The 22,315-nt window shown below is 69.0% G+C and carries 22 protein-coding genes; 15 read left to right on the forward strand and 7 right to left on the reverse strand.

Translation table 11 applies throughout. From position 1 onward, the window contains the following. Positions 1-74: 74 nt before the first annotated feature. On the forward strand, positions 75-893 hold the full coding sequence (locus tag VD659_RS00770; RefSeq protein ID WP_423259195.1) for a DUF1206 domain-containing protein: 819 nt from the start codon (positions 75-77) through the stop codon (positions 891-893). A gap of 87 nt (positions 894-980) precedes the next feature. On the opposite strand, the gene VD659_RS00775 is transcribed toward VD659_RS00770, so the two are convergent. Beyond that, on the reverse strand, positions 981-2,561 hold the full coding sequence (locus VD659_RS00775; protein ID WP_423259196.1) for a transporter: 1,581 nt from the start codon (positions 2,559-2,561) through the stop codon (positions 981-983). Further along, a complete protein-coding gene (locus VD659_RS00780) occupies positions 2,543-3,286 on the reverse strand; it encodes an ABC transporter ATP-binding protein (protein ID WP_423260031.1) in 744 nt (247 codons plus the stop codon). The genes VD659_RS00775 and VD659_RS00780 overlap by 19 nt, the downstream gene beginning before the upstream one ends. A gap of 176 nt (positions 3,287-3,462) precedes the next feature. Between VD659_RS00780 and VD659_RS00785 the strand changes: the two genes are divergently transcribed. The 5 genes from VD659_RS00785 to VD659_RS00805 all read left to right on the forward strand — a co-directional run bounded on the left by VD659_RS00785 (position 3,463) and on the right by VD659_RS00805 (position 9,575). Next, entirely contained in the window at positions 3,463-4,479 is a 1,017-nt protein-coding gene (locus VD659_RS00785) for a LacI family DNA-binding transcriptional regulator (RefSeq protein ID WP_423259197.1), read from the forward strand. Positions 4,480-4,638: 159 nt separating this feature from the next. Beyond that, positions 4,639-6,009: an ABC transporter substrate-binding protein gene (locus tag VD659_RS00790; RefSeq protein WP_423259198.1), complete on the forward strand. Its 1,371-nt coding sequence runs from the start codon at positions 4,639-4,641 to the stop codon at positions 6,007-6,009. Between the two features lie 91 nt (positions 6,010-6,100). Next, positions 6,101-7,075, forward strand: a complete 975-nt coding sequence (locus tag VD659_RS00795) for a carbohydrate ABC transporter permease (protein ID WP_423259199.1) — start codon at positions 6,101-6,103, stop codon at positions 7,073-7,075. Next, on the forward strand, positions 7,072-8,001 hold the full coding sequence (locus tag VD659_RS00800; protein ID WP_423259200.1) for a carbohydrate ABC transporter permease: 930 nt from the start codon (positions 7,072-7,074) through the stop codon (positions 7,999-8,001). Before VD659_RS00795 ends, VD659_RS00800 begins: the two co-directional genes overlap by 4 nt. A 62-nt stretch (positions 8,002-8,063) precedes the next feature. Then, on the forward strand, positions 8,064-9,575 hold the full coding sequence (locus tag VD659_RS00805) for an alpha-N-arabinofuranosidase (RefSeq protein ID WP_423259201.1): 1,512 nt from the start codon (positions 8,064-8,066) through the stop codon (positions 9,573-9,575). Between the two features lie 13 nt (positions 9,576-9,588). Here VD659_RS00805 and VD659_RS00810 read toward each other — a convergent pair whose 3' ends face one another. Further along, the gene (locus VD659_RS00810; RefSeq protein WP_423259202.1) at positions 9,589-10,158 is read right to left on the reverse strand and encodes an NADPH-dependent FMN reductase; all 570 of its coding nucleotides are present in this window, start codon (positions 10,156-10,158) and stop codon (positions 9,589-9,591) included. Positions 10,159-10,290: 132 nt separating this feature from the next. On the opposite strand from VD659_RS00810, the gene VD659_RS00815 reads away from it, so the two are divergent. The 4 genes from VD659_RS00815 (at position 10,291) to VD659_RS00830 (ending at position 13,783) form a co-directional block, all read left to right on the forward strand. After that, complete coding sequence (locus tag VD659_RS00815; protein WP_423259203.1) at positions 10,291-10,716, forward strand: winged helix-turn-helix transcriptional regulator; 426 nt, start codon at positions 10,291-10,293, stop codon at positions 10,714-10,716. A gap of 70 nt (positions 10,717-10,786) precedes the next feature. Then, a complete protein-coding gene (locus tag VD659_RS00820; protein WP_423259204.1) occupies positions 10,787-11,167 on the forward strand; it encodes a hypothetical protein in 381 nt (126 codons plus the stop codon). 41 nt (positions 11,168-11,208) lie between these two features. Then, the gene (locus tag VD659_RS00825; RefSeq protein WP_423259205.1) at positions 11,209-12,507 is read left to right on the forward strand and encodes an ATP-binding protein; all 1,299 of its coding nucleotides are present in this window, start codon (positions 11,209-11,211) and stop codon (positions 12,505-12,507) included. 106 nt (positions 12,508-12,613) lie between these two features. Beyond that, a complete protein-coding gene (locus VD659_RS00830; protein WP_423259206.1) occupies positions 12,614-13,783 on the forward strand; it encodes a cell wall-binding repeat-containing protein in 1,170 nt (389 codons plus the stop codon). Between the two features lie 63 nt (positions 13,784-13,846). On the opposite strand, the gene VD659_RS00835 is transcribed toward VD659_RS00830, so the two are convergent. Further along, positions 13,847-14,200, reverse strand: coding sequence for an MmcQ/YjbR family DNA-binding protein (locus VD659_RS00835; RefSeq protein ID WP_423259207.1), 354 nt, complete (start codon positions 14,198-14,200; stop codon positions 13,847-13,849). A 192-nt stretch (positions 14,201-14,392) separates the two neighbouring features. Between VD659_RS00835 and VD659_RS00840 the strand changes: the two genes are divergently transcribed. Both VD659_RS00840 and VD659_RS00845 read left to right on the forward strand, forming a co-directional pair. Further along, positions 14,393-14,974, forward strand: a complete 582-nt coding sequence (locus VD659_RS00840; protein WP_423259208.1) for a helix-turn-helix domain-containing protein — start codon at positions 14,393-14,395, stop codon at positions 14,972-14,974. Positions 14,975-15,003: 29 nt separating this feature from the next. Beyond that, positions 15,004-15,543 (forward strand): hypothetical protein, encoded by a 540-nt coding sequence (locus tag VD659_RS00845; protein ID WP_423259209.1) that lies wholly within the window; start codon positions 15,004-15,006, stop codon positions 15,541-15,543. Between the two features lie 48 nt (positions 15,544-15,591). On the opposite strand, the gene VD659_RS00850 is transcribed toward VD659_RS00845, so the two are convergent. The 3 genes from VD659_RS00850 to VD659_RS00860 form a co-directional block, all read right to left on the reverse strand. Then, a complete protein-coding gene (locus VD659_RS00850; RefSeq protein WP_423259210.1) occupies positions 15,592-17,106 on the reverse strand; it encodes an MDR family MFS transporter in 1,515 nt (504 codons plus the stop codon). 188 nt (positions 17,107-17,294) lie between these two features. Next, positions 17,295-17,759, reverse strand: coding sequence for an SRPBCC domain-containing protein (locus tag VD659_RS00855; RefSeq protein ID WP_423259211.1), 465 nt, complete (start codon positions 17,757-17,759; stop codon positions 17,295-17,297). A gap of 13 nt (positions 17,760-17,772) precedes the next feature. Continuing rightward, entirely contained in the window at positions 17,773-19,008 is a 1,236-nt protein-coding gene (locus VD659_RS00860) for an MFS transporter (protein ID WP_423259212.1), read from the reverse strand. A gap of 135 nt (positions 19,009-19,143) precedes the next feature. Between VD659_RS00860 and VD659_RS00865 the strand changes: the two genes are divergently transcribed. Genes VD659_RS00865 through VD659_RS00875 form a run of 3 tightly spaced genes read left to right on the forward strand, consistent with a single transcriptional unit; the run spans position 19,144 to position 22,242 of the window. Next, on the forward strand, positions 19,144-19,995 hold the full coding sequence (locus VD659_RS00865) for an alpha/beta hydrolase (protein WP_423259213.1): 852 nt from the start codon (positions 19,144-19,146) through the stop codon (positions 19,993-19,995). A gap of 55 nt (positions 19,996-20,050) precedes the next feature. Continuing rightward, entirely contained in the window at positions 20,051-21,796 is a 1,746-nt protein-coding gene (locus VD659_RS00870) for an MFS transporter (RefSeq protein ID WP_423259214.1), read from the forward strand. After that, positions 21,793-22,242, forward strand: a complete 450-nt coding sequence (locus VD659_RS00875) for a MarR family transcriptional regulator (protein WP_137836757.1) — start codon at positions 21,793-21,795, stop codon at positions 22,240-22,242. The genes VD659_RS00870 and VD659_RS00875 overlap by 4 nt, the downstream gene beginning before the upstream one ends. Positions 22,243-22,315: the final 73 nt, after the last annotated feature.

Below are 22,315 nucleotides of genomic sequence, written 5' to 3' on the forward strand. Positions count from 1 at the left end.
GGCCTGTGGACTCGTCATGACTTCTCCACAGGGGCTTCTGTGCGGGCTCGCCGCAGCCGTGCCACGCTGAAACGATGACCCCGAACCCGAAACGCGCGGCCCGAGACGTCTCGCAGAGCCGTGTCTTCCGCGGAGTCGCCCGCAGCGGCTTCGCCGTGAACGGCCTCATCCACGTGCTGATCGGCGCCCTCGCCATCGGCGTCGCCGTGGGTGGCGCGAGTGGCTCGGGAGGCGGCGAGGCCGACCAGTCGGGCGCCCTCAAGCAGCTCGCGGCGACGCCCGGCGGCCTCTTCGTTCTCTGGGCCGCCGTGGTCGGCCTCTTCGCCCTGGGGGTGTGGCAACTCGTGCAGGCGTTCGTCGTCAGCGATCCGGATGCGAAGAAGAAGTGGGGCCGACGGGCGAGCGAGGCGGGCAAGGGCGTCGTCTATCTCGCCATCGGCGCCACGGCGCTCGTGTTCGCGCTGGGCGGCTCGTCGAACTCCTCCGACTCCAGCAAGACCCTCAGCGCGAATCTGCTGAGCACCCCGGGCGGCGTCTTCCTGCTGGTGGCGCTCGGCCTGGCGGTGCTCGGCGGCGGCATCGGCTTCGTGGTGATCGGGGTGCGGCGCACCTTCCGCAAGCAGATCCGGGTGCCCGCCGGCACCGCCGGGCGGGCCGTCACCGTGCTGGGCATGGTGGGCTACATCGCCAAGGGCATCGCGCTGGCGGTCGTGGGCGTCCTCTTCGTGGTCGCGGCACTCACGGCCGACCCGCAGAAGGCATCCGGGCTCGACGGCGCCCTCAAGGCCCTCGCCTCGCTCCCATTCGGCATCGTGGTGCTCGTGGCCGTCGGCATCGGCCTCATCGCCTACGGCGTCTACCTCGGAGCCCGCGCCCGCCTCGCCAAGCTCTGAGCTCTGCCATGGTGCCGAGCCGTCGAAATCACGTCCATCCTTCCGGGTTTGTACGTCGTTTCGACGGTTCGGCGGATCGAGGGCACGCTACGCAGCGCCGCGCTGCGACTTGAGACGCACGAGCAGCTCGGGCGCCCGCCGGTCGAGCTCGGCCCCGCCCATCCGCACGCCCGCCACCAGGAACACCGCGCCGAGCCCGACACCCACCAGCAGCGTCAGCCAGCCGAGCAGCGCCGAGTCGAACAACAGGCTCAGCACGCCCACGGCGACCGCCGGGATCACCAGCAGCAGCGAGACGCCCCAGATGGCGAAACCGCTCAGCATAGTGGTGAAGCCCGCACCGGGCGCCGAACGGAACGGGTTGTCGCCCGCCGCTGGAACCGGCACCACGACCCGTGCCGACGACACGCTCGACACCCCGAAGCCCGCCAGCAGCGCCGCCGCCGAGAGCCCGAGCAGCATCGGCAGCAGGTTCCACGACCCGCTCAGCCAGACCGAGGCGATCGTGAGCAGCAGCACCAGCGGCACCGCGATCACGGCGAGCGCCGCCACCCGCCCGACGCGGTCGTCGCGCCCGCGCACGCCGTCGGCGATGTGCGTGGCGAACGCCGTTCCGTCGTAGGAGATGTCGGTGTAGATGGCCAGCGCGAGCAGGAATGCCACGATCGGCCCGGTGGCGTTGAACAGCGCGAAGGAGTGCAGGTTGTTCGAGTAGAACCACAGCAGCACCGGCACGAGCGGCACGATGATGAGCTGCCGCGCGTAGCGCGGGTCGCGCCGCCAGTAGGTGAGGCAGCGCGCGGCGATGGCGCCCGCCGGCGTGGCCGGAAGCACCCCGAACAGGCCGGTCTTGCCGCGGGCCACGCGGTGGCCGCCGGATGCCTTGGGCGTCACGAGCGCGAGCGCGAGGCTCCGGCGCCACACCAGAACGAGCACGGTCAGAGTGGCGAGCGCGATCAGGAGCTTCAGCACGGCCGGCCCGTAGTCGCCGATCGCGAGGTCGGCCGGGATCGACCACGGGGCGCCGAGCGGCGACCAGCTCAGCGAGCGCGCAAGGCCGGGCAGCGCATCCGACGAATTCCGGATGCCCTGAGCAAGCCCCGCGATGAGCGGCCCGAGCAGGATCAGCGGAATGAAGATCAGGATGCCGCTGAGCTCGCGGAAGCGTCGCCGCGACTGCAGGCTCGTGCTGAGCGCGGCCATCGTGCGCGACCCGATCACGCAGATGAGCACCCCGAGCACCGCCCCCACGAACGCGCCGATCGCCGTGAGCACGTCGACGCTCCAGGTGGCGACCGTGGCGAGCGCGGCGATGGAGGTGACGATGCCGGGAACCCCGAGGATGCCCGCCACCGTGAGCCCCACGAGCAGCTTGCCCATCGGCAGCGGGAACACCATGAGCCGCGCCGGGTCGAGGGTCTGCTCGATGCCGAAGGTCACGAGCGGCAGCACGATCCAGCCCAGGATGAGGGCCGAGCCGGCCAGAACGAGGATGGTCGAGGCGAGCTCGACCGGCGTGAACCGCAGCGCCACGAGCCCGATCACGGCGAATCCGAGCACGCCGAGACCGTAGAGTCCGCCGATGATCACGGCCACCAGCTGCCAGACGCTCCGCTTCAGCGAGTTGCGGAGCACCAGGAAGCGCAGCTTTACGAGCGTCGCAACCATTCCGGCCCCTCTGCGTGGGTGCGGCCGCCGACGAGCTCGACGAAGCGGTCTTCGAGGGTCGAGGCGCCGCGCACCTCGTCGACGGTGCCGGCCACCAGCACGCGGCCGTTCGCCACGACGGCGACGTGGTCGCACATGCGCTGCACCAGGTCCATCACGTGGCTCGACACGATCACCGTGCCGCCGTTCTGCACGTAGCCGGTGAGGATGTCGCGGATGTTCGCCGCCGACACGGGGTCGACGGACTCGAACGGCTCGTCGAGCACGAGCAGGCGCGGGGCATGCACGAGGGCGCAGGCCAGAGCGATCTTCTTGGTCATGCCGGCCGAGTAGTCCACCACCAGGGTGCCGGCCGCCTGCTCGAGGTCGAGCAGCGTGAGCAGGTCGGACACGCGCTGCGCCACCTCGTCGCGGTCCAGGCCGAAGAGCAGACCGTTGTAGGTCACCAGCTGCTCGCCGGTGAGGCGGTCGAAGAGCTTCACGCCATCGGAGAGATTGCCCACGAGCGCCTTCGCCTTGAGCGGCTCCTGCCACATGTCGACGCCGTGGATGAGCGACTGGCCCGCATCCGGCCGCAGCAGACCGGTGGCCATCGAGAGCGTGGTGGTCTTGCCCGCGCCGTTCGGGCCCACGAGCCCGTAGAACGAGCCGACGGGAACGGTGAGGCTCAACTGGTCGACGGCGAGCTTGTCGCCGAAGCGCTTCACGAGCCCGGTGAGCTGCATCGCGGGAGGGGCCGGCTGGCCGGGGGCCACCGGGGCCGCAGCAGACTGCGGGGCGGGGGCCGGAACGGGAATGTCGGTCATGGCCTCCACTCTGCTGTGGTCGACAGCCGACGACAACCGAACGCGCCGCGTTCAGCCACACTCGTTGTCGTTCTCCATCGTTGTAGTCTTCCGCCATGTCGATTACGCTCCACGACGTCGCCCGACTGGCCGGGGTGTCGATCAAGACCGTCTCCAACGTCATCCACGACTACCCGCACATCCGGCCCGACACCCGCGAGAAGGTGCTCGCGGCGATCGCCGAGCTCGACTACCGCCCCAACCTCTCGGCGCGCGGGCTGCGCTCGGGGCGCAGCGGCGCCATCGGCCTGATCATCCCCGACCTGCGGAACGCCTACTTCGCCGAGCTCGCCGACGCCGTGATGACCGCGGCGCACAAGCGCGGGCTCTACGTGCTGATCGAGCAGATGGGCGGCGCCGACAAGCAGGCCGAGCTCGAGATCCTGCGGGGGCCGCGCATGCAGATGGTCGACGGCATCCTCTACAGCGTGCTGGCCCTCGGCCAGGAGGATGCCGACCTCCTCGACATCTCCACGCCCCTGGTGCTGCTCGGCGACCGCATCTACAACGGGCCCACCGACCACGTCACCATGCCGAACGTCGACGGCTCGAGGCGCGCGACGGAGCACCTGCTCTCGCTGGGCCGGCAGCGCATCCTGGCGCTGGGCGCCCACGAGGACGAGGTGATCGGATCGGCCGGCCTGCGTCTGCGGGGCTACACCGAGGCACTCGAAGCGGCCGGCGTGCCGTTCCGCCCGGAGCTCGTGGTGAACGTCGGAAACTGGCACCGCTTCAACGGGGCGGAGGCGATGCGCGCGACCATGGCATCCGGCATCCCCTTCGACGGCGTGGTCGCCTTCAACGACTCCCTGGCCCTCGGCGCGATGCGGGTGGTGCAGGAGGCGGGGCTGCGGGTTCCCGACGACGTGGCCTTCATCGGCTTCGACGACATCGACGAGACCCGCTACTCGCTGCCCACGCTGTCGACCATCGATCCCGGCCGCGCGGAGATCGCAGAGGTGGCCGTCGGCTGGCTGCTCGAGCGCATCGCCGCGGAGCCCGGATCGATCGCGCCGCGGGAGCACGAGACCGCGATCAGGCTGGTGCAGCGCGAGTCGACGACCTTCGCCTGAGGGGTCGACGACGACCCGCCGGGGCACCCCGCGCGGCTCGGTAACGACTCGGTCGGCAATTCGGGTCGTGCACTTGACAGCGTCGCGGGGCCTCCAGCAAGATGTGGCTACAACGTTTACTGTACAACGTTGTAAAACACAGAATCAAGGAGGATTCGGATGGCTTCGACGATGAAGAACCTGCTGGCCGCAACGAGTGCAGGCATCCTGCTCGTCGCCCTGGCAGCATGTACGCCCGATGTGGGTTCCGGCACGAGCACCGACTCCGCCGCCGGTGGCGACGCGGGCTCGTGCAGCAACACGATCGTGCACCCCGACGCCCCGCAGGTGTCGGTCTGGGCGTGGTACCCGAACATCAACACCGTGGTGGACATGTTCAACAAATCGCACGACAACGTGCAGGTCTGCTGGTCGAACGCCGGCCAGGGCGGTGACGAGTACGCCAAGTTCTCCACGGCGATCGCCGCCGGCACCGGAGCCCCCGACGTCATCATGCTCGAGGCCGAGGTGCTGCCGGGCTTCGAGATCCAGAACGCTCTCGTCGACCTCAGCCAGCACGGCGCCGACAAGGTCAAGGGCAACTTCAGCGACGGCGCCTGGAAAGACGTCTCGAGCGGCAGCTCGGTCTACGCCATCCCGGTCGACGGCGGACCGATGGCCATGATCTACCGTGCCGACATCTTCAAGAAGTACGGCATCGCCATCCCCACCACCTGGGACGAGTACGCCGCGGCCGCGCAGAAGCTCAAGGATGCCGGCGGCCCCTTCATGGGCGACTTCGGCAGCAACGTGCCGGCCTGGTTCACCGCCCTGATGACCCAGAACGGCCAGACCGCCTGGGACTACGACTCCTCGAACCCGCAGTCGATCGGCATCAAGCTGAACGACGCGGGCAGCCAGAAGGTCGCCAGCTACTGGCAGGACCTCGTGTCGAAGAAGCTCGTCGACACGCAAGACCAGTTCACCACCGACTACGTGGCCGGGCTCGCGAACGGCTCCTACGCCACCTACGTCTCGGCCGCCTGGGCACCGGGCTACCTCACCGGCGCCGGCGGCGCCGCGACCGGTGGCGCCGAGTGGCAGGTCGCCCCGCTCCCCCAGTGGGACGCCTCGAAGCCCGTCTCGGTGAACTGGGGCGGATCGACCTTCGCGGTCACCACGCAGGCCAAGGACAAGGACCTCTCCTCGACCGTGGCGATGGAGCTCTACGCCTCACAGGAGGAGCTGCAGGACGGCATCGACACGCAGACCATCTTCCCGCTGAACCAGCAGGTGCTCACCTCGCAGTCCTTCGCGGATGCGCCGATCGCCTTCTTCAACGGCCAGAAGGCCAACGGCGAGGTCTACATCCCCGCGGAGAACGCCTACCCCGGCTACACCTACAGCCCCTTCACCACGTACTACTACTCGGAGCTGACGAAGTCGATGGTGTCGATCATCGACGGCAGCAAGACCGGCCCGCAGGCGCTGGACGACCTGCAGAGCACGATGACGGAGTACGCGAAGAGCCAGGGCTTCACCGTCAAGTAGCCCGGCGCATCCCGCACCGGATGCTGCGGGGCGTCGACCCAGACGCCCCGCAGCATCCCCTCCCCACACCGGTCGACAGTAAGGACTGACCATGACCAACCCCGCCGCCGCGGTCGCCTCCTCCCGGGCGCACCCGGATGCCGCGACGAAGGCCGAGGCGACGTCGCCGAAGCCGCGCCGCCGGCGCTCGATCAGAAGGGCCTGGATCGGCTGGCTCTTCATCGCCCCCTTCGGGGTGGTGTTCCTCGTCTTCCTCGTGGCGCCGCTGCTCTACGCCTTCTACCTCAGCCTGTTCTCGAAGGGCCTCGCCACCGGCACGGTCTTCAGCGGGCTCGGCAACTACGTGAAGGCGTTCAGCGACCCGGAGTTCCTCGGCGGCGTGTGGTTCGTCATCCGCTTCGCCGTCGTGCTCATCCCCGTCCAGATGGCGGTCTCGCTCGCGGCCGCCCTGGTGCTCGATTCCCTCACCACACGGCTGGCGAAGTTCTCGCGCCTCGCGATCTTCGTGCCCTACGCCATCCCCGCCGTCATCGGCACGCTCATGTGGGGCTTCCTCTACAGCCCCGTGTTCGGGCCGCTGACGAGCATCTTCGGGGCCTTCAACCAGTCGGCGCCCGACATCCTGAGCTCGGGCAACATCTTCGGCGGCCTGCTCAACGTCGTGGTCTGGCAGTGGGCCGGCTACTACATGATCATCATCTACGCGGCGCTCCGCGGCATCGACCCCAGCGTCTACGAGGCCGCGCGCATCGACGGCGCCAACCCGCGGCAGATCGCGCTGCGCGTGAAGGTGCCGATGATCTCGAGCGCCCTGGTGCTCATCCTGGTGTTCGCCCTGATCGGCACGCTGCAGTTCTTCACCGAGCCGCAGGTGCTGAAGCCGATCGCCAACGGCGCCATCACCGCCAGCTTCACGCCGAACATCTACGCCTACAACCTGGCGTTCCAGTTCTCGCAGTTCAACTACGCGTCGACCATCTCGTTCGCGCTCGGCATCGTGGTGTTCGCCGCGGTGTACATCTTCCTCTTCACCACCCGCAAGCGCCGGGGAGGGTTCTCATCATGACCGCCGCACTCGTCACCCCGTCCTCCGACGGTCTCACCGCCGCCCGCGAACGCTCCCGGGAGCTGCGCCGGCCGAAGCCCCGCCGCAACATCACGGCGCACATCTTCCTGGTGGCCCTCATCCTGTACTTCCTGCTGCCGCTCTGGTGGCTGTTCGTGGCCTCGACGAAAGACCCTCAGGGCCTGTTCACCGGCACCGGCGGGGCGCTGTGGTTCGACAAGAACTTCAACCTCTGGGCCAACCTGCAGGAGCTGTTCACCTACAAGGGCGGCATCTACCTGCGCTGGCTCGGCAACTCGGCGCTCTACTCGCTGGTCGGGGGCGTCGGCGCGACCGTGCTGGCCGTGCTCGCCGGCTACGGCTTCGCCAAGTACCGGTTCAAGGGGCGCGACTTCTCGTTCGCCATCCTGCTCGGCTCGGTGATGGTGCCGCTCACGGCCCTGGTCATCCCGACCTTCATGCTGATGTCGCAGCTGCACCTCACCAACACCATCTGGGCCGTCATCCTGCCGTCGCTGCTCAGTCCGTTCGGCGTCTACCTGATGCGCGTGTACGCCGCGGATGCGATCCCCGACGAGCTGCTCGACGCCGCGCGGGTCGACGGGTCGGGCGAGTTCCGCACCTTCCTGCGCGTGGGGCTGCCCCTCATGCGACCCGCGGTGGTGACCGTGCTGCTGCTCTCGGTGGTGGGCACCTGGAACAACTACTTCCTGCCCCTGGCCGTGCTGAGCGACCAGAACCTCTACCCGGTCACGGTCGGACTCGGCGGCTGGCAGGCCCTCGCCGCCTCGAACAACGGCGGAGGCACCTCGCTCTACACGCTGATCGTCGTGGGCTCGCTGGTGTCGATCATCCCGCTGATCATCGCGTTCCTGTCGCTGCAGAAGTACTGGCAGGGCGGCCTCTCGCTCGGCGCCCTCAAGTAGCAGTCCCCTCCTCTCCCTCTTCTCTCCTGCGTCGCTCCCGGCGCCGACTCCGAAAGACACCCATGGTCAACGCACGCCTCACCATCGACCCCCACTTCACCGTCGGAAAGGTCAACCGCCGCCTCTTCGGCTCGTTCGTCGAACACCTCGGCCGGTGCGTCTACGACGGCATCTACGAACCCGGGCACAGCACCGCGGATGCCGACGGCTTCCGCGAAGACGTCATCGCCCTCGTCAAGGAGCTCGGCGTCTCGGCCATCCGCTACCCCGGCGGCAACTTCGTGTCGGGGTTCCGCTGGGAGGACAGCGTGGGCCCGGTCGCCGACCGCCCGCGCCGGCTCGACCTCGCCTGGCACTCCACCGAGACCAACGAGGTGGGGCTGCACGAGTTCTCGAACTGGCTCGGCAAGGTCGACAGCGAGCTCATGCTCGCCATCAACCTCGGCACCCGCGGCACGCTCGAGGCGCTCGACATCCTCGAGTACTCCAACATCGCCTCGGGAACCGCGCTCAGCGACCAGCGGGTGGCGAACGGCCAGAAGGATGCCTTCGGCGTGAAGATGTGGTGCCTCGGCAACGAGATGGACGGCCCCTGGCAGCTCGGGCACCGCTCGGCCGACGACTACGGCAAGATCGCCTCGCAGACGGCGAAGGCGATGCGCCAGATCGACCCCTCGCTCGAACTCGTGGCCTGCGGCTCGTCGAGCGCGCACATGCCCACCTTCGGCGAGTGGGAGCGGGTGGTGCTCACCCACACCTACGACGACGTCGACTACATCTCCTGCCACGCCTACTACGAGGAGAAGAACGGCGACCTCGGGAGCTTCCTGGCCTCGGCCGTCGACATGGACCACTTCATCGAGACCGTCGTCGCGACGGCCGACCACGTGAAGGCTGTGCTGGGCAGCGAGAAGACGATCAACATCTCCTTCGACGAGTGGAACGTCTGGTACCTCGACCGCTACCACCAGGTCGACAAGATCGAAGGCGTCGACAACTGGCCGGTGGCCCCGCGCCTCCTCGAGGACTCGTACTCCGTGGCCGACGCCGTGGTGTTCGGCAACCTGCTCATCTCGCTGCTGCGGCACGCCGACCGGGTGACCAGCGCATCCCTCGCCCAGCTCGTTAACGTGATCGCCCCGATCATGACCGAGCCCGACGGCCCAGCCTGGCGCCAGACCACCTTCTTCCCCTTCGCCGTCACCTCGCGGCTCGCCACCGGCGAGGCGCTCTCGGTGAAGCTCGAGGCCGACAGCTACGAGACCGCGGGCTACGGCGTGGTGCCGCTCATCGACGCGGTGGCCACGCACGACCGCGAGACCGGGCTCACCTCCGTGTTCCTCGTCAACCGCAGCCAGACGGATGCCGCCACGGTCACCATCGACACGGCCGCGCTCGGCGGGGTCGCCGTTCTCGAGGCGCTGACCCTCGCCGACGACGACGTCTACGCCAAGAACGTGCTGGGCGACACCGAGCGGGTCGGCCTCGCCGAGAGCGACAGTGTCGAACTCGGCGAGGGAACCCTCACGGTCACGCTGCCCCCGGTGTCGTGGACGGCGCTCTCGCTGCGCTGAGTGCGGACGGGGCTCAGGCCGCGACCGGTGCGTGCAGCGGCTCGAGCGCCTTCGTCCAGGCCACGAGCTGGTCGAGCATCTCGTCGACCAGGGGCAGCAGGTAGTCGTGGGGCGCGAAGGTGGAGAAGTTCTCGAACTCCGTCATCAACGAGATGGCCACCTGCGCGCGAACGGTGGCGAGCTGCAGCTCGGAGGCCACGAGCCGCAGGTGCTCCACCGCCCGGGCGCCGCCGACGCCGCCGTAGCTCACGAAGGCCGCCGCCTTGTTGTTCCACTCGGTGTACAGGTAGTCGAGCGCGTTCTTCAGCACGCCCGAGGTGGAGTGGTTGTATTCCGGCGTCACGAACACGTAGCCGTCGAAGCGCGCGATCTCGGCCGACCACGCCTTGGTGTGCGCGTTCTGGTAGCTTCCCAGCTTCGGCGAGCCGGCTTCGTCGAAGTGCGGCAGCGGGAAGTCTGCCAGGTCGATGAGCTCGAACTCGGCGTCGCTGCGCTTTCGGGCGATGTCGAGCACCCACTTCGCCACCTGCTCGCCCTTGCGTCCGGGGCGGGTCGAACCGAGGATGATGCCGATCTTCGTCATGTCTTCTCCTAAGGAACTTTTCGTGCGTGATGCGCGTTGTCAGTAGTGCGAAGCCAGCGGATGCGCGGAATAATCCCGCCCGCGGTCGCGCACTTCGATGTGCCCCACGAACACGAGAGGACGTCTCGCGCCATGACGCAGGCCCCCACGAGCACCTCGCCGAAACCGGATTCCGTCGGGGCGACCGCCGACGGGCACGCGCGAGGCGCCCTCTGCTTCGAGCCCGGCATCCGCACCCTCGTACGAGACGTGTTCACCATGACCGCCGACCGATGGTCGATGCTCGTCATCCGGGCCCTCGGCGACGGCCCGGTGCGCTTCACCGGGCTGATGGCCGCCATCGAGGGGATCTCGCACCGGATGCTCACCCGAACGCTCCGCTCGCTCGAACGCGACGGACTCGTCTCGCGCACGAGCTACCCCGAGTCGCCGCCGCGGGTGGAATACGCTCTCACCGCGCTCGGGCGCACCCTCATGTCGCCCGTCGAGGCCTTCGTGCGATGGACGCAGGCGCACGAGCAGGAGATCCTCGACAGCCGCAGCCGTTTCGACGGCTGACGAGCCGGTAGAGTCGTCTCAGACACGCGTGACCCCACCCGGTCGCGCCACTCGAGAAGGAGCATCCGCCGTGACGACCGTTGTTCTGCCTGAACCGCCGGTGAAAGAACTGCCGAAGCCGCTGAAGGGCGGCGTGTTCGTGCTGTTCTGGGTGATCGCGATCGTGCTGTGGATCATCGCGCCGCACATCGCCGACCCGCGCTGGGGCGCCCTCGTGGTCGACACCGGCCTCGTCTTCGCCTCGGTCGGCTTCGCCGCCACGGCCATCACGAGCCTGCGCGCCTTCACCAACTCGCTGATCGCGGGCGTGCTCGCCATCGCACTGTTCGCGGTGGGCGACCTGATCGAGATCACCGCGCTCGTCTACTTCCTGCGCATGTTCGTGCCGTTCCTGGCCCTGCTCGCGCCGCTTTACTCGACCGTCGGCAAGATCAAGGTCTGGTACGCCTGACCCACCACTAGCGCCGCGCGCCGCGCGCGGGAGAGGGATCAATGGCGACCCCGAACATCCGTGACTTCCACCCCGACGACCTCGACGGCATCCTGCATCTGTGGGAGCAGGCTCGGGCATCCGGGGCCGAGCCCGTCTACGCGCTCTCGGAGGTCATCGCCTCCTGCCAGTTCGACCACTCGGTCGTGGCGGTGGAGGGCGACCGGCTGGTGGGCGCCGCCGTGGGTCGCGCTGCACACGCTCAGGGCTGGATCGTCTTCTTCGCGACCGACGACTCGGTGCGCGACACGGGCGTCGGGGCCCGGATGCTCGCCGCGCTCGAACGGCACATGGCCCCGCTCGGCCTCGCCAAGCTCTCCGCCCTCATGCCGGAGTCGCAGACCCGGCTCGACGACTTCGTGGCGCAGGGCTTCGAGCTGAAGAAGAACCTGCGCTACGTCGAGCGCGAGCTCCCGGTGCAGCGCGAAGAACTGGTGGTGCTGCGCGAACTCGGCGGCCGCATCCTGCCCCGCGGGCTGTGGGAGGGCGTCGGCGGCATGCAGACCGAGAAGGAGATGCTCGAGCTGCGGCTGGTGACCCCGCTCGCCGAGCCCGGCCTCGCGGAGCGCTTCGGCGTGGTGCCGCCGCGCGCCGTGATGCTCTTCGGGCCGCCCGGCACCGGCAAGACCACCTTCGCGAAGGCCGTGGCCTCGCGTCTGGAGTGGTCGTTCGTGGAGGTGTTCCCCTCGCGGCTCGCCGGCGACCCGAAGGGTCTCGCCGGGGCGCTGCGCGAGACCTTCCAGAAGATCTCGGAGCTCGAGCACGCCGTGGTGTTCATCGACGAGGTCGAGGAGATCGCCTCGCACCGGCAGGGCGAGCCGCCGTCGCCCACGCAAGGGGTGACGAACGAGCTGCTGAAGCTCATCCCCGAGTTCCGCGAGCAGTCGGGGCGGCTGCTGATCTGCGCCACCAACTTCATCCGGGCCGTCGACACGGCCTTCCTGCGCCATGGGCGCTTCGACTACGTGGTGCCGATCGGCCTGCCCGACGCGGATGCGCGCCGGGCCATCTGGTCGGGCTACCTGCCCCGGGAGGTCGCGGCCGCGGCCTCGGTCGACGTCGGCGAGCTCGTGGCGCACACCGAGGGCTTCACGCCCGCCGACATCGAGTTCGCGGCGCGCAAGGCCTCGCAGGCGGCGCTCGAGCGGGCGCTGCACGGGGCCGGCGGGGCGGGTGGGCCCGGTGCCGACGGGCCGTTCACGAGCGACTACCTCGAGGCCGTGCGGTCGACCCGCCGCACGGTCTCCGACGAGGTGGCGGCGGAATTCCTCGACGACATCGCGCGCATCGCGCGGCTCTGACGGCGGCGTCATCTGCCGGTCATAGGAATGTCATAAACTCTGCCTGGCGACACTTGTCGACAGGGCACGCGGTGCCCGGGTGCGCCGGATCCCTTGGGGGGAATGCATGCAGACACGTCCCGGCGCGCGCGCCATCACAGCACGAATTCGACGCGGCGCCACAGCCGTCGGGGCGGTGACGATCCTGGTCGGCACGCTGCTGGCGATCCCCGCGCCCGCGAACGCCGTCGTCGCCAACTCGTTCCCTCCGGCGCCCTCGCCCCTGTCGACGTCGCCGTCGGGTGGATCCGGAGTGCATCCGCTGATCGAGCCCGATGGCTCGTTCTACTACGTTCAGTACGCCGGCACCGACCGCTACGACGTCGCCGCCCAGCTCGATCGTGATGTCTTCGACCCGGGCGTCCCCGTGATCTACATCGCCAGCGGCGAGAAGTACCCGGATGCGCTGAGCGCAGGACCGGCCGCCGCCAAGGAACAGGGTGGCCTGCTCCTCGTCACGCACGACAGCATCCCGGCGACCACGCTCGATGCGCTGAACTACCTCCAACCTCACAAGATCGTCGTCGTCGGTGGCTCGGCCACGATCTCCGACGCCGTCTTCACCCAGCTGGCCGGCATCCAGTCCTCGATCCTCCGCATCGGCGGCGCCGACCGCTATGAGGTCTCCCGCAACATCGCCGATTACGCGTATTGCGGGCTGGCGCCCGACGCCCCCAGAAGCGCCTGCGTCGGCGGCGCCGAATCTGTGTTCGTCGCCACCGGATCGAACTTCCCCGACGCACTCGCCGCAGGACCTGCCGCGGGCACGACGAACAGTCCCGTGCTGCTGGTGCCCGGGTCGAGCAGCGACCTCGACCTCGCCACCCGCGAGTCGATCAGTCGGCTGGGTGCGCATTCGGCGTTCATCGCCGGTGGAGTGAACACCGTGAGCGCCGGAATCGAAGCGGCTCTCGATGAGGCCTTCTCGCAGCAGGTCCTCCGGTTCGGAGGCCAAGACCGCTTCGCGGTCGCTGCCGCCATCAACGCGTCCTTCTTCCCGGGGTACCACAAGTTCGCATTCGTCGCGTCCGGCAGCGGCTTCGCCGATGCTCTCTCGGGGGGCCCGGTCGCTGCAGCGATCGGCGCACCGCTCTTCCTCGCCCGGCAGTACTGCTACCCGCAGCCCTCCTGGGACGGGATCTTCAACAGTTCGTTGGACCCCGACATCCTGATCCTCCTGGGCGGCCTCAACAGCCTGGGACTCGGGGTCTCGGAGCAGGCGAACGAATGCCAGTGACCACTCGCGTCTGAGGAACGGGGTGTCGGCCGATCGGGCCGGCACCCCGTTCCTCTTGCTGCCTCAGGGCCGCTGGTGGCGCGGGAGGCCGGCCACGACGAGGTCGTAGGAGTTGACGACGAGGTCTTTCACGAGCTCGGCATCCGCATCCGGGCCGAGGGTCACCGTCACCCAGTGCCGCTTGTTCATGTGATAGCCCGGGGTGATCCAGGCGTGGTCTCGCACGAGCGCCTCGGCGTGGGCGGGAGCGGCCTTGAGGGTCACGCTCGCGGGCTCGGCGTCGAGCGGTGTGATGGCGAACACCTTGCCCACGACCTTCGCCACCGCCGTCTCGGGGCCGAACGGCCGCTCGTCGGTGGTCGCCGGCAGCTCCTGGCACACCTGGAGCACGTCGTCACGGGAGATCGCTTCGCTCATTCAGCCAACCTAGCGCCGCCCGCCGACACGGGCCCTCGCCCCCACCTCCTGTGGACAACGGATGCGCTCTCCACAGATCGCGCGGACGGCCCGTTTCGCTTCCGGCCGCCGCATAATCTGGCCTTTCATTGGAACTTCGCTATCGAATATATGTCTGATCAGATATAGTCTGACCAACCCAAGGAGCACATCATGACCGCAGCTGCCCTCCTGCGCGCGGGCCGGCACGGCGGCAAGATCACCCAGGCCGCACTGTCCGCGCGAGCGCAGACGAGCCAGGCGGAGATCTCGCACATCGAACGCGGCGCGAAGAACCCGAGCGTCAGCACGCTCGAGCGCCTGCTCAACACCGCGGGATACTCACTGATCGCCGTTCCCGTGATCGCGCCGGATGCACCGACGACCGCCGAGGGCATCTCCCGCTCTCTGCGCTCGGGCGTCGACGAGCGCGAGAGCGCCCTCCGACGACTCCTCGACTACTCCGACGGGCTCCGCAAAGCGCACGGGGTGAATCGGGTGGCCTTGACCATCACCGAACCATTCCCCACCGGATCGGTCGCTTGGGATGCCGCGATCGCCGGCGTGGCCGAGCACTGGCTCAACGAGGAGGCGCTGCCCGCCGCGTCATGGTTGACGGACGGCAGCCGAACGCTCGCGTCCCCGACAGCTCCGCATCTCTCGCACTACGATCTCGAGCCGAAGACGGAGCAGATCCCTCGGGAGTTGCTCCGACGCAACGTGCTGCTCGAGTACGCCACGCTGGCTAGCGTCTGATGGCCGGGCTCCTCGATCGCGACGACCTCGTGACCGGGCTCCGCGAGGTGGTGCTCCGCGCCCACGAGGCCGGGCTGGCTCAGACGAGTATCCGCCTCATCGGCGGCGCGGCTCTCCGTCTCGCCTATTTCGAGCGCGACACGACGGCCGACATCGACGCAGAGATCACTCCGCTGGACGACATCCGGAAGATCGCCGCCGCGATCGGCGCCGACCGCCATTGGCCGCCTGATTGGCTCAATGCGGACGCGGCGATGTTCATCCCGCGCTGGGGAAAGGAGGTCGATTGGCTGACCCTCTACGACGACGGGACGGTCTCGATCTCCGTCGCACCGGTCGAAGCTCTGCTCGCGATGAAGTTGCTCGCCGGTCGCCCAGGGCGCGACACCGACGACATCGCCCGCCTGCTCGCCCTCGTCGGCATCACCACGACAGCGGGCGCCGAAGCTCTATTCGAGGCGTACTACCCCGGCGACTCGCTGACCGAGCGAACAGTGCGTTTGATCGATCGCATCTTCGACATCGGGTTGCCCGAAGCACCTCCGACGCCGCCGCGTCCGCAGATCTGACGGATCGGATCGGCGGACGCGACAGTCGAACAGAAGCTCACCGGTGGCTCAGTGGCCCGCGAACGGCGCCCCCTCGGCGGCGACGCCGGCCTCGCCCTCGAGGGCGTGCTCGTCGTCGGCTGAGACCCCTGCCGGACGGCGCACGAAGAAGGCCGCCACGACGCCGATCGTCGAGATGATCGCCCCGCAGAGGAAGGCCGCCTGGATGCCCGAGGCGGCCGCCGTGATCGGTGCCGCGCCCGCGGCCTGCTGAGAGGCGGTGACACCCGCCATCACGGCGATGAACAGGGCCGTTCCGGCCGCACCGGCCAGCTGCTGCACGGTGCCGACGATCGCCGAGCCGTGCGAGTAGAGCTTGGGACGCAGGGAGCCCAGGCTCGCCGTGAACAGCGGCGTGAACATGAAGGCGAGACCCGCCGAGAGCGTCACGTGAGCCGCGAGCACGAACCACATCGAGGTGGACTCGTTCACCATGGTGAGGCCCCACAGCGCCGCGCTCACGACGATCGCGCCGGGCACCACGAGGGGCGTCGGGCCGAACCGGTCGTAGAGACGGCCCACGAGCGGGGCGAGAGCGCCCATGACGAGGCCGCCGGGCAGGAGGAGCAGGCCGGTGGTCAGTGCATCCAGCCGCAGCACGTTCTGCATGAAGAACGGCAGCACGATGATGGTGCCGAACAGGGCCAGCATGCTGATGGCCATCAGCACGATCGACAGCGTGAAGGTGCTCGAGCGGAAGGTGCGCAGGTCGAGCAGCGCCCGGTCGCCGCGCTGCAGCACCCGCTGGCGCAGCACGAACACGGCGAGGGCGACCAGCCCGACCAGCAGCGGCATCCAGCTCGAGAGGAAGGTGGCCGAGGCCCCGCCGAGGTTGCTGAGCCCGTAGACGAGCCCGCCGAAGCCGAAGGCCGAGAGGATGATCGACACGACATCGATCGGCACGGCGCGGGGCGTGGTGACGTTCTGCACCCGCATGGCGCCGAGCACGAGGGCGCCGACGGCGATCGGCAGCACGATCAGGAACATCCAGCGCCAGGAGAGCGTGCTCAGGATGATCCCCGAGATCGTGGGGCCGATGGCCGGGGCCACCGAGATGACGATCGAGATGTTGCCCATCTTGCGCCCGCGCATCGCCGGCGGCACGAGCGTCATGACCGTGGTCATGAGCAGGGGCATCATGATGGCGGTTCCGCTGGCCTGCACCACACGGGCGGCCAGCAGGATCTCGAAGCCGGGGGCGATCGCCGCGATGAGCGTGCCGAGGGAGAACAGCGACATCGCCGCGATGAAGATGGGCCGCGTGTTGAACCGCTGCAGCAGGAAGCCGGTGATCGGGATGACGACGGCCATCGTGAGCATGAACGCGGTCGAGAGCCACTGCGCGGCCACCGCGGTGATGTTCAGGTCGACCACGAGGTGCGGGATGGCCACACCCATGATGGTCTCGTTCAGGATGACCACGAAGGCCGAGACGAGCAGCAGGTTGATGACGAGCGAGTTGCGGCGCTCGACCCCGCCCTCGGCCGGGGCGGCCGCAGCGGTGAGTGAGGAGGTTTCGGTCACGGAGGATCCCGTCGGCGTAGTGGCGAAATGTGCGGAGGTAAGGAGGAGACGGTCGGCGCGAGGCGCGAAGCGGCGTACCTCGAGGTCAACGTCGGAACGAGTCTTGCGTATTCCACCGACAGAGGAGATCCCCCGCTGCCCTCATCGATGTGAACAGTGTACACATCGACGGTGACGGGCACGAGGGGTCAGCGCTCGGCGAGCGCCTTCAGGCTCTCGAGCAGGTACTCCCACCCCGGCGCCGTCTCGTGGTCGAGCACACTGCCCGGCACGAGACCCGAGTGCCGCAGCCTCACCCTCGTGCTCTCCGGGTCGGCCGCCCCGTCGGCGACGGTGAGCATCCAGTCCACGCGCGTCTCGACGTGCCGGGCAGCCTCCTCCGACCACACCGGCCGGAACGTGGTGGCGAGGTGCTCGGGCGGCGAGCACTCCAGCACCACCCCGGCCACGGAGGCGAGGCCGTCCTCATCGAGGTAGGTCACGGGCGCGCCCGCCTCCCAGCTCGACTCGACCGTGTTCGCGAACCACCACTCCGTGGTGTACTCCGGCGAGAGGAGCGCCTCCCAGACGCGAGCGGGGGGCGCCTCGACCACGATGGTGAACTCACGCGTGACGGACTCGGGCGAGGCGGGCGACTCAGGCGACGGGGTCATCCCCTCATTCTGCTCAGCCCGGGGGCGCCGGTCTATGCCGCGCGAGCATCCGGATGCCCACCACGGCGAGAACGGCCGACGCGAAGCACATGCCCAAGAGGGAATACAGCGTGGAGTTCCAGCCGGACCCGTCGTAGACCAGCCCGATCAGCCAGCCGAAGAAGGCCGTTCCTCCCAGCCAGGAGAGCTGGTAGAGCGCCGTGGCCTGGGCCCGGCCGAGCTGCGCCCAGCGCCCGCTCAGCCCGCTGGCCACCGGATGCGCGCTGAAGCAGCCGACGGTGAACACCATCAGCCCCAGAATCACCACCGCGAGCGCCGCGCTGAACATCAGGGCCAGGCCGAGCATCATCACGCCGATGCCCGCAAGCACCACCCGCAGCGGGCCGAAGCGCACGGCGAGCGAGGCCGACGCGCGACTGGCGACCGTGCCGGCCAGATAGGCCACAAAGAGCAGGCTCACCAGGGCCTCGGGCACGAAGAACGGCGCTCCCGCCAGGTGGAAGCCCAGGTAGTTGTAGACGACCGCGAAGGCGCCCATGAGCAGGAACCCCTGGGCGAACAGGGCGAGCATCGTCGGGTCGCGCAGCTGGAACAGGATGCGCGTGCGCACGCCCGGCCCGCCTCGCGGCGCCCGCAGGAAGCCGCGCGGCGCCGGCACCAGGAGCAGGAAGAGCACGGCAGCGGCGACACCGAGGAGCGACACCGCCTGCATACCCACCCGCCAGCCGGCCACCTCCGACAACGGGCCCGCGAGGAGACGGCCGCAGACGCCGCCGATGGTGTTGCCGGCCACGTAGGTTCCGGCTGCGACGGAGACCCATCGGCCGTGCAGCTCCTCCGCGAGGTAGGCCACCGCCACCCCGGGAACCGCCCCGAGAGCGAGGCCCACCAGCCCGCGCGCCACGAGCACCGCTTCGAAACCCGGCAGGAGGGGCACCAGCAACGAGATCACGGTGGCCGAGACGAGCGAGACCTTCATGGCCGTGATGCGCCCGACGCGGTCGGCGACGCTCGCCCAGGGCAGCACCGAGATCGCCAGGCCGATCGTGGTGGCCGACACCATGAGGGCCGCCGTCGCCGCGGGGAGCCCGGTCTCGGCGCGCACCGCCGGGAGCACGGCCTGCGCGTCGAAGACCTGCGCGAAGGTGGCGAAGCCGGCGGCGAAGAGGGCGAGCACGATGCGGGAGTACTCGCGTTCGCCCCGTTCGAAGCCGCGCCAGCCGGAGGCGGGGCCCGCGTGCGACGACATCCCCTCAGCCTGCCTCACCACAACGTTGAATGAACATTCGTTCTCCCACTTGTGCGGGGCCACCGGCGCGGATAGCGTCACGACTACCGACCCGACTTCGCCGCCCTGCTCCACCGAACAGTTCGAAAGGTCACCATGAGCACCCTCACCGACACCGAGATCAGCGAGATCGAGAAGGCCAACGCCTCGGGTCTCCAGCCCGTCGTCTTCATTCACGGACTCTGGCTGCTCTCCAGCAGCTGGGCGCCGTGGCGCGCCCTCTTCGAGGAGAACGGCTTCAGCACCATCGCCCCCGGCTGGCCCGACGACCCGGAGAGCGTCGAGGAGGCCCGCAAGGACCCCGACGTCTTCGCCCACAAGATGGTGAAGCAGGTCACCGACCACTACCTCGAGGCGATCGACGCACTGACGCTCGCGCCCGCTGTGGTGGGCCACTCCTTCGGCGGCCTGATCGCCCAGAAGATCGCCGGCACCGGCGCCTCCGAGGCGACGGTGGCCATCGACCCGGCCCCGTTCCAGGGCGTGCTGCCGCTGCCGGTCTCGTCGCTGAAGTCGTCGGCCCCGGTGCTCGCCAACCCGCTGAACTTCGGCAAGGCCGTCGCCCTCACGCTCGAGCAGTTCACCTTCGGCTGGGCGAACAACCTCGACGCCGCGGAGGCCGAGGAGCTGTACACGAAGTACCACGTGGCCGCTTCCGGGGTGCCGCTGTTCCAGGCGGCGACGGCGAACTTCAACCCGTTCACCGAGACCAAAGTCGACTCGAAGAACCCCGCCCGCGGCCCCCTGCTCATCATCGCCGGCGAGCGCGACAACACCGTGCCGCCCGCCATGACCGAGGCCGCCTACAAGATCCAGTCCAAGAACCCGGGCACCACGGAGTACCTCGTGATCCCCGGCCGCGGCCACTCCCTCACCATCGACAGCGGCTGGAAAGAGGTGGCCGACGAGACCCTCGTCTTCCTCACGAAGCAGACCGCGAACGACTAGCACGGGATCGCACGAGCGGATGCGGTCATATAGTTAGCCGATGTAAACTAACTGGGTGACCGCATCCGCCCGCACCCCCTCCCGCTTCCTCAGCAAGGACCACCCGCGCTACAAGTGGGTGGCCCTCAGCAACACCACCCTCGGCATGCTGATGGCCACCATCAACTCCTCGATCGTGATCATCTCGCTGCCGGCCATCTTCCAGGGCATCGACCTCGATCCGCTCGAGGCCGGCAACATCAGCTACCTGCTCTGGATGCTGATGGGCTACATGCTCGTCACCGCGGTGCTGGTGGTGAGCTTCGGGCGCCTCGGCGACATCTACGGGCGAGTGAAGATCTACAACCTCGGCTTCGTGGTGTTCACGGTGGGCTCGATCGCCCTGGCCCTCGACCCCTTCCAGAGCGGCGCGGGCGCGATGTGGCTCATCGTCTGGCGGCTCGTGCAGGGCGTCGGCGGCGCGATGCTGTTCGCCAACTCGACCGCCATCCTCACGGACGCCTTCCCCGCCAACCGCCGGGGCATGGCGCTCGGCATCAACCAGGTCGCCGCCATCGCGGGCAGCTTCATCGGCCTCATCGTGGGCGGCCTGCTCTCGGTGATCGACTGGCGCGCGGTGTTCTTCGTGAGCGTTCCCGTGGGCATCATCGGCACCATCTGGTCGTACAAGTCGCTGCACGAGGTGGGCGCCCGCAACCCGGGCAAGCTCGACTGGCCGGGCAACCTCGCCTTCGCGGTGGGCCTCACCGCCGTGCTGGCCGGCATCACCTACGGCATCCAGCCCTACGGCGACAGCTCCACCGGGTGGGGCAACCCCTGGGTGCTCACGGCCATCATCGGCGGCATCGCCGTGCTCGCCCTGTTCGTGGTGATCGAGCTGCGGAGCAAGGCGCCGATGTTCGAGATGCGCTTGTTCCGCATCCGGGCGTTCGCCATGGCGAACCTCGCCGGCCTGCTCGCCTCGGTCTCACGCGGCGGCCTGCAGTTCATGCTCATCATCTGGCTGCAGGGAATCTGGCTGCCGCTGCACGGCTACGCCTACGAAGACACCCCGCTCTGGGCCGGCATCTATCTGCTGCCGATCACCATCGGCTTCCTCATCGCCGGCCCGCTCTCCGGCGTGCTCTCCGACCGCTTCGGCGCGCGCTTCTTCGCCACCTTCGGCCTGCTGCTCACGGCCGCGAGCTTCGTGGCGCTGCTGCTCATCCCGGTGGACTTCGAGTACTGGCAGTTCGCGATCATCACGGGCGTCTCCGGCATCGGCTCCGGGATGTTCGGCGCCCCGAACCGCACCGCCATCATGAACAGCGTGCCCGCCAACCAGCGCGGCTCGGCCTCGGGCATGGCCGGCACCGTGCAGAACGCGGGCACCTCGCTCTCGATCGGCATCTTCTTCTCGCTGATGATCGTGGGGCTCGCCGCCACGCTGCCGCAGACGCTGCACGACGGCCTGATCGCGCACGGCGTTCCGGATGCCTCGGCCCAGCAGATCGCGTCGCTCCCGCCCGTGGGCAGCCTGTTCGCCGCCTTCCTCGGGTACAACCCCATCCAGAGCCTGCTCGGCCCCAGCGGGGTGCTCGACCACCTCTCGCCCTCGAACGCGGCGGCGCTCACCGGGCAGGAGTTCTTCCCCCAGCTCATCTCGGGACCCTTCCATTCCGGGCTCGTCGTGGTGTTCCTCGCGGCAGCGGCGATGTCGGTGATCGCCGCCGTCGCCTCGTTCAGCCGGGGCAAGAAGTACGTGCATGTGGAAGACTCGTCGGTACCCACGCACCAGCTGACCGAAAGCCAGCCTCGATGACCTCACCTACCGGCTCTGAACGCGCCGACGTCGCCGCCCGCCTCGCCCTTGCGGTGGGCCGGCTGAACCGTCGCATCCGCGCCACCAGCGACACGCTCACCCCCGGGCAGGTGTCTGCGCTCTCCACCATCGTGCGGCAGGGCCCCATCCGGCCCGGCGATCTCGCCCGGGTCGAACGAGTGGCCGCCCCCACCATAACCCGCCTGCTCGCCGACCTCGAGACGCGCGGCTTCGTGGCGCGCACGGCCGACCCCGAGGACGGCCGCTCCTTCTTCGTGGGTGCCACCGCGGCGGGGGCCGAGGCCATCGAACGGGCCCGGGCCGAACGCGCCGACCGCGTGCTCGAACTCTTCGAAGACCTCGAGCCCGAGCAGATCGACCGGCTCGCCGCCGCGCTCGACGGGCTCGAGAAGGCCGCCGGGATGTCGGGGCCGGGCGAGGGCTGAACGCTCCGCCTTCATAGACTCCTCGTAGGTGGGTCAGGGGAACCCCACTGATCGCGCCCAGAGACTGGCCTCT

The organism is Herbiconiux sp. 11R-BC (genome assembly GCF_049472555.1).
Taxonomy (GTDB): Bacteria; Actinomycetota; Actinomycetes; order Actinomycetales; family Microbacteriaceae; genus Herbiconiux.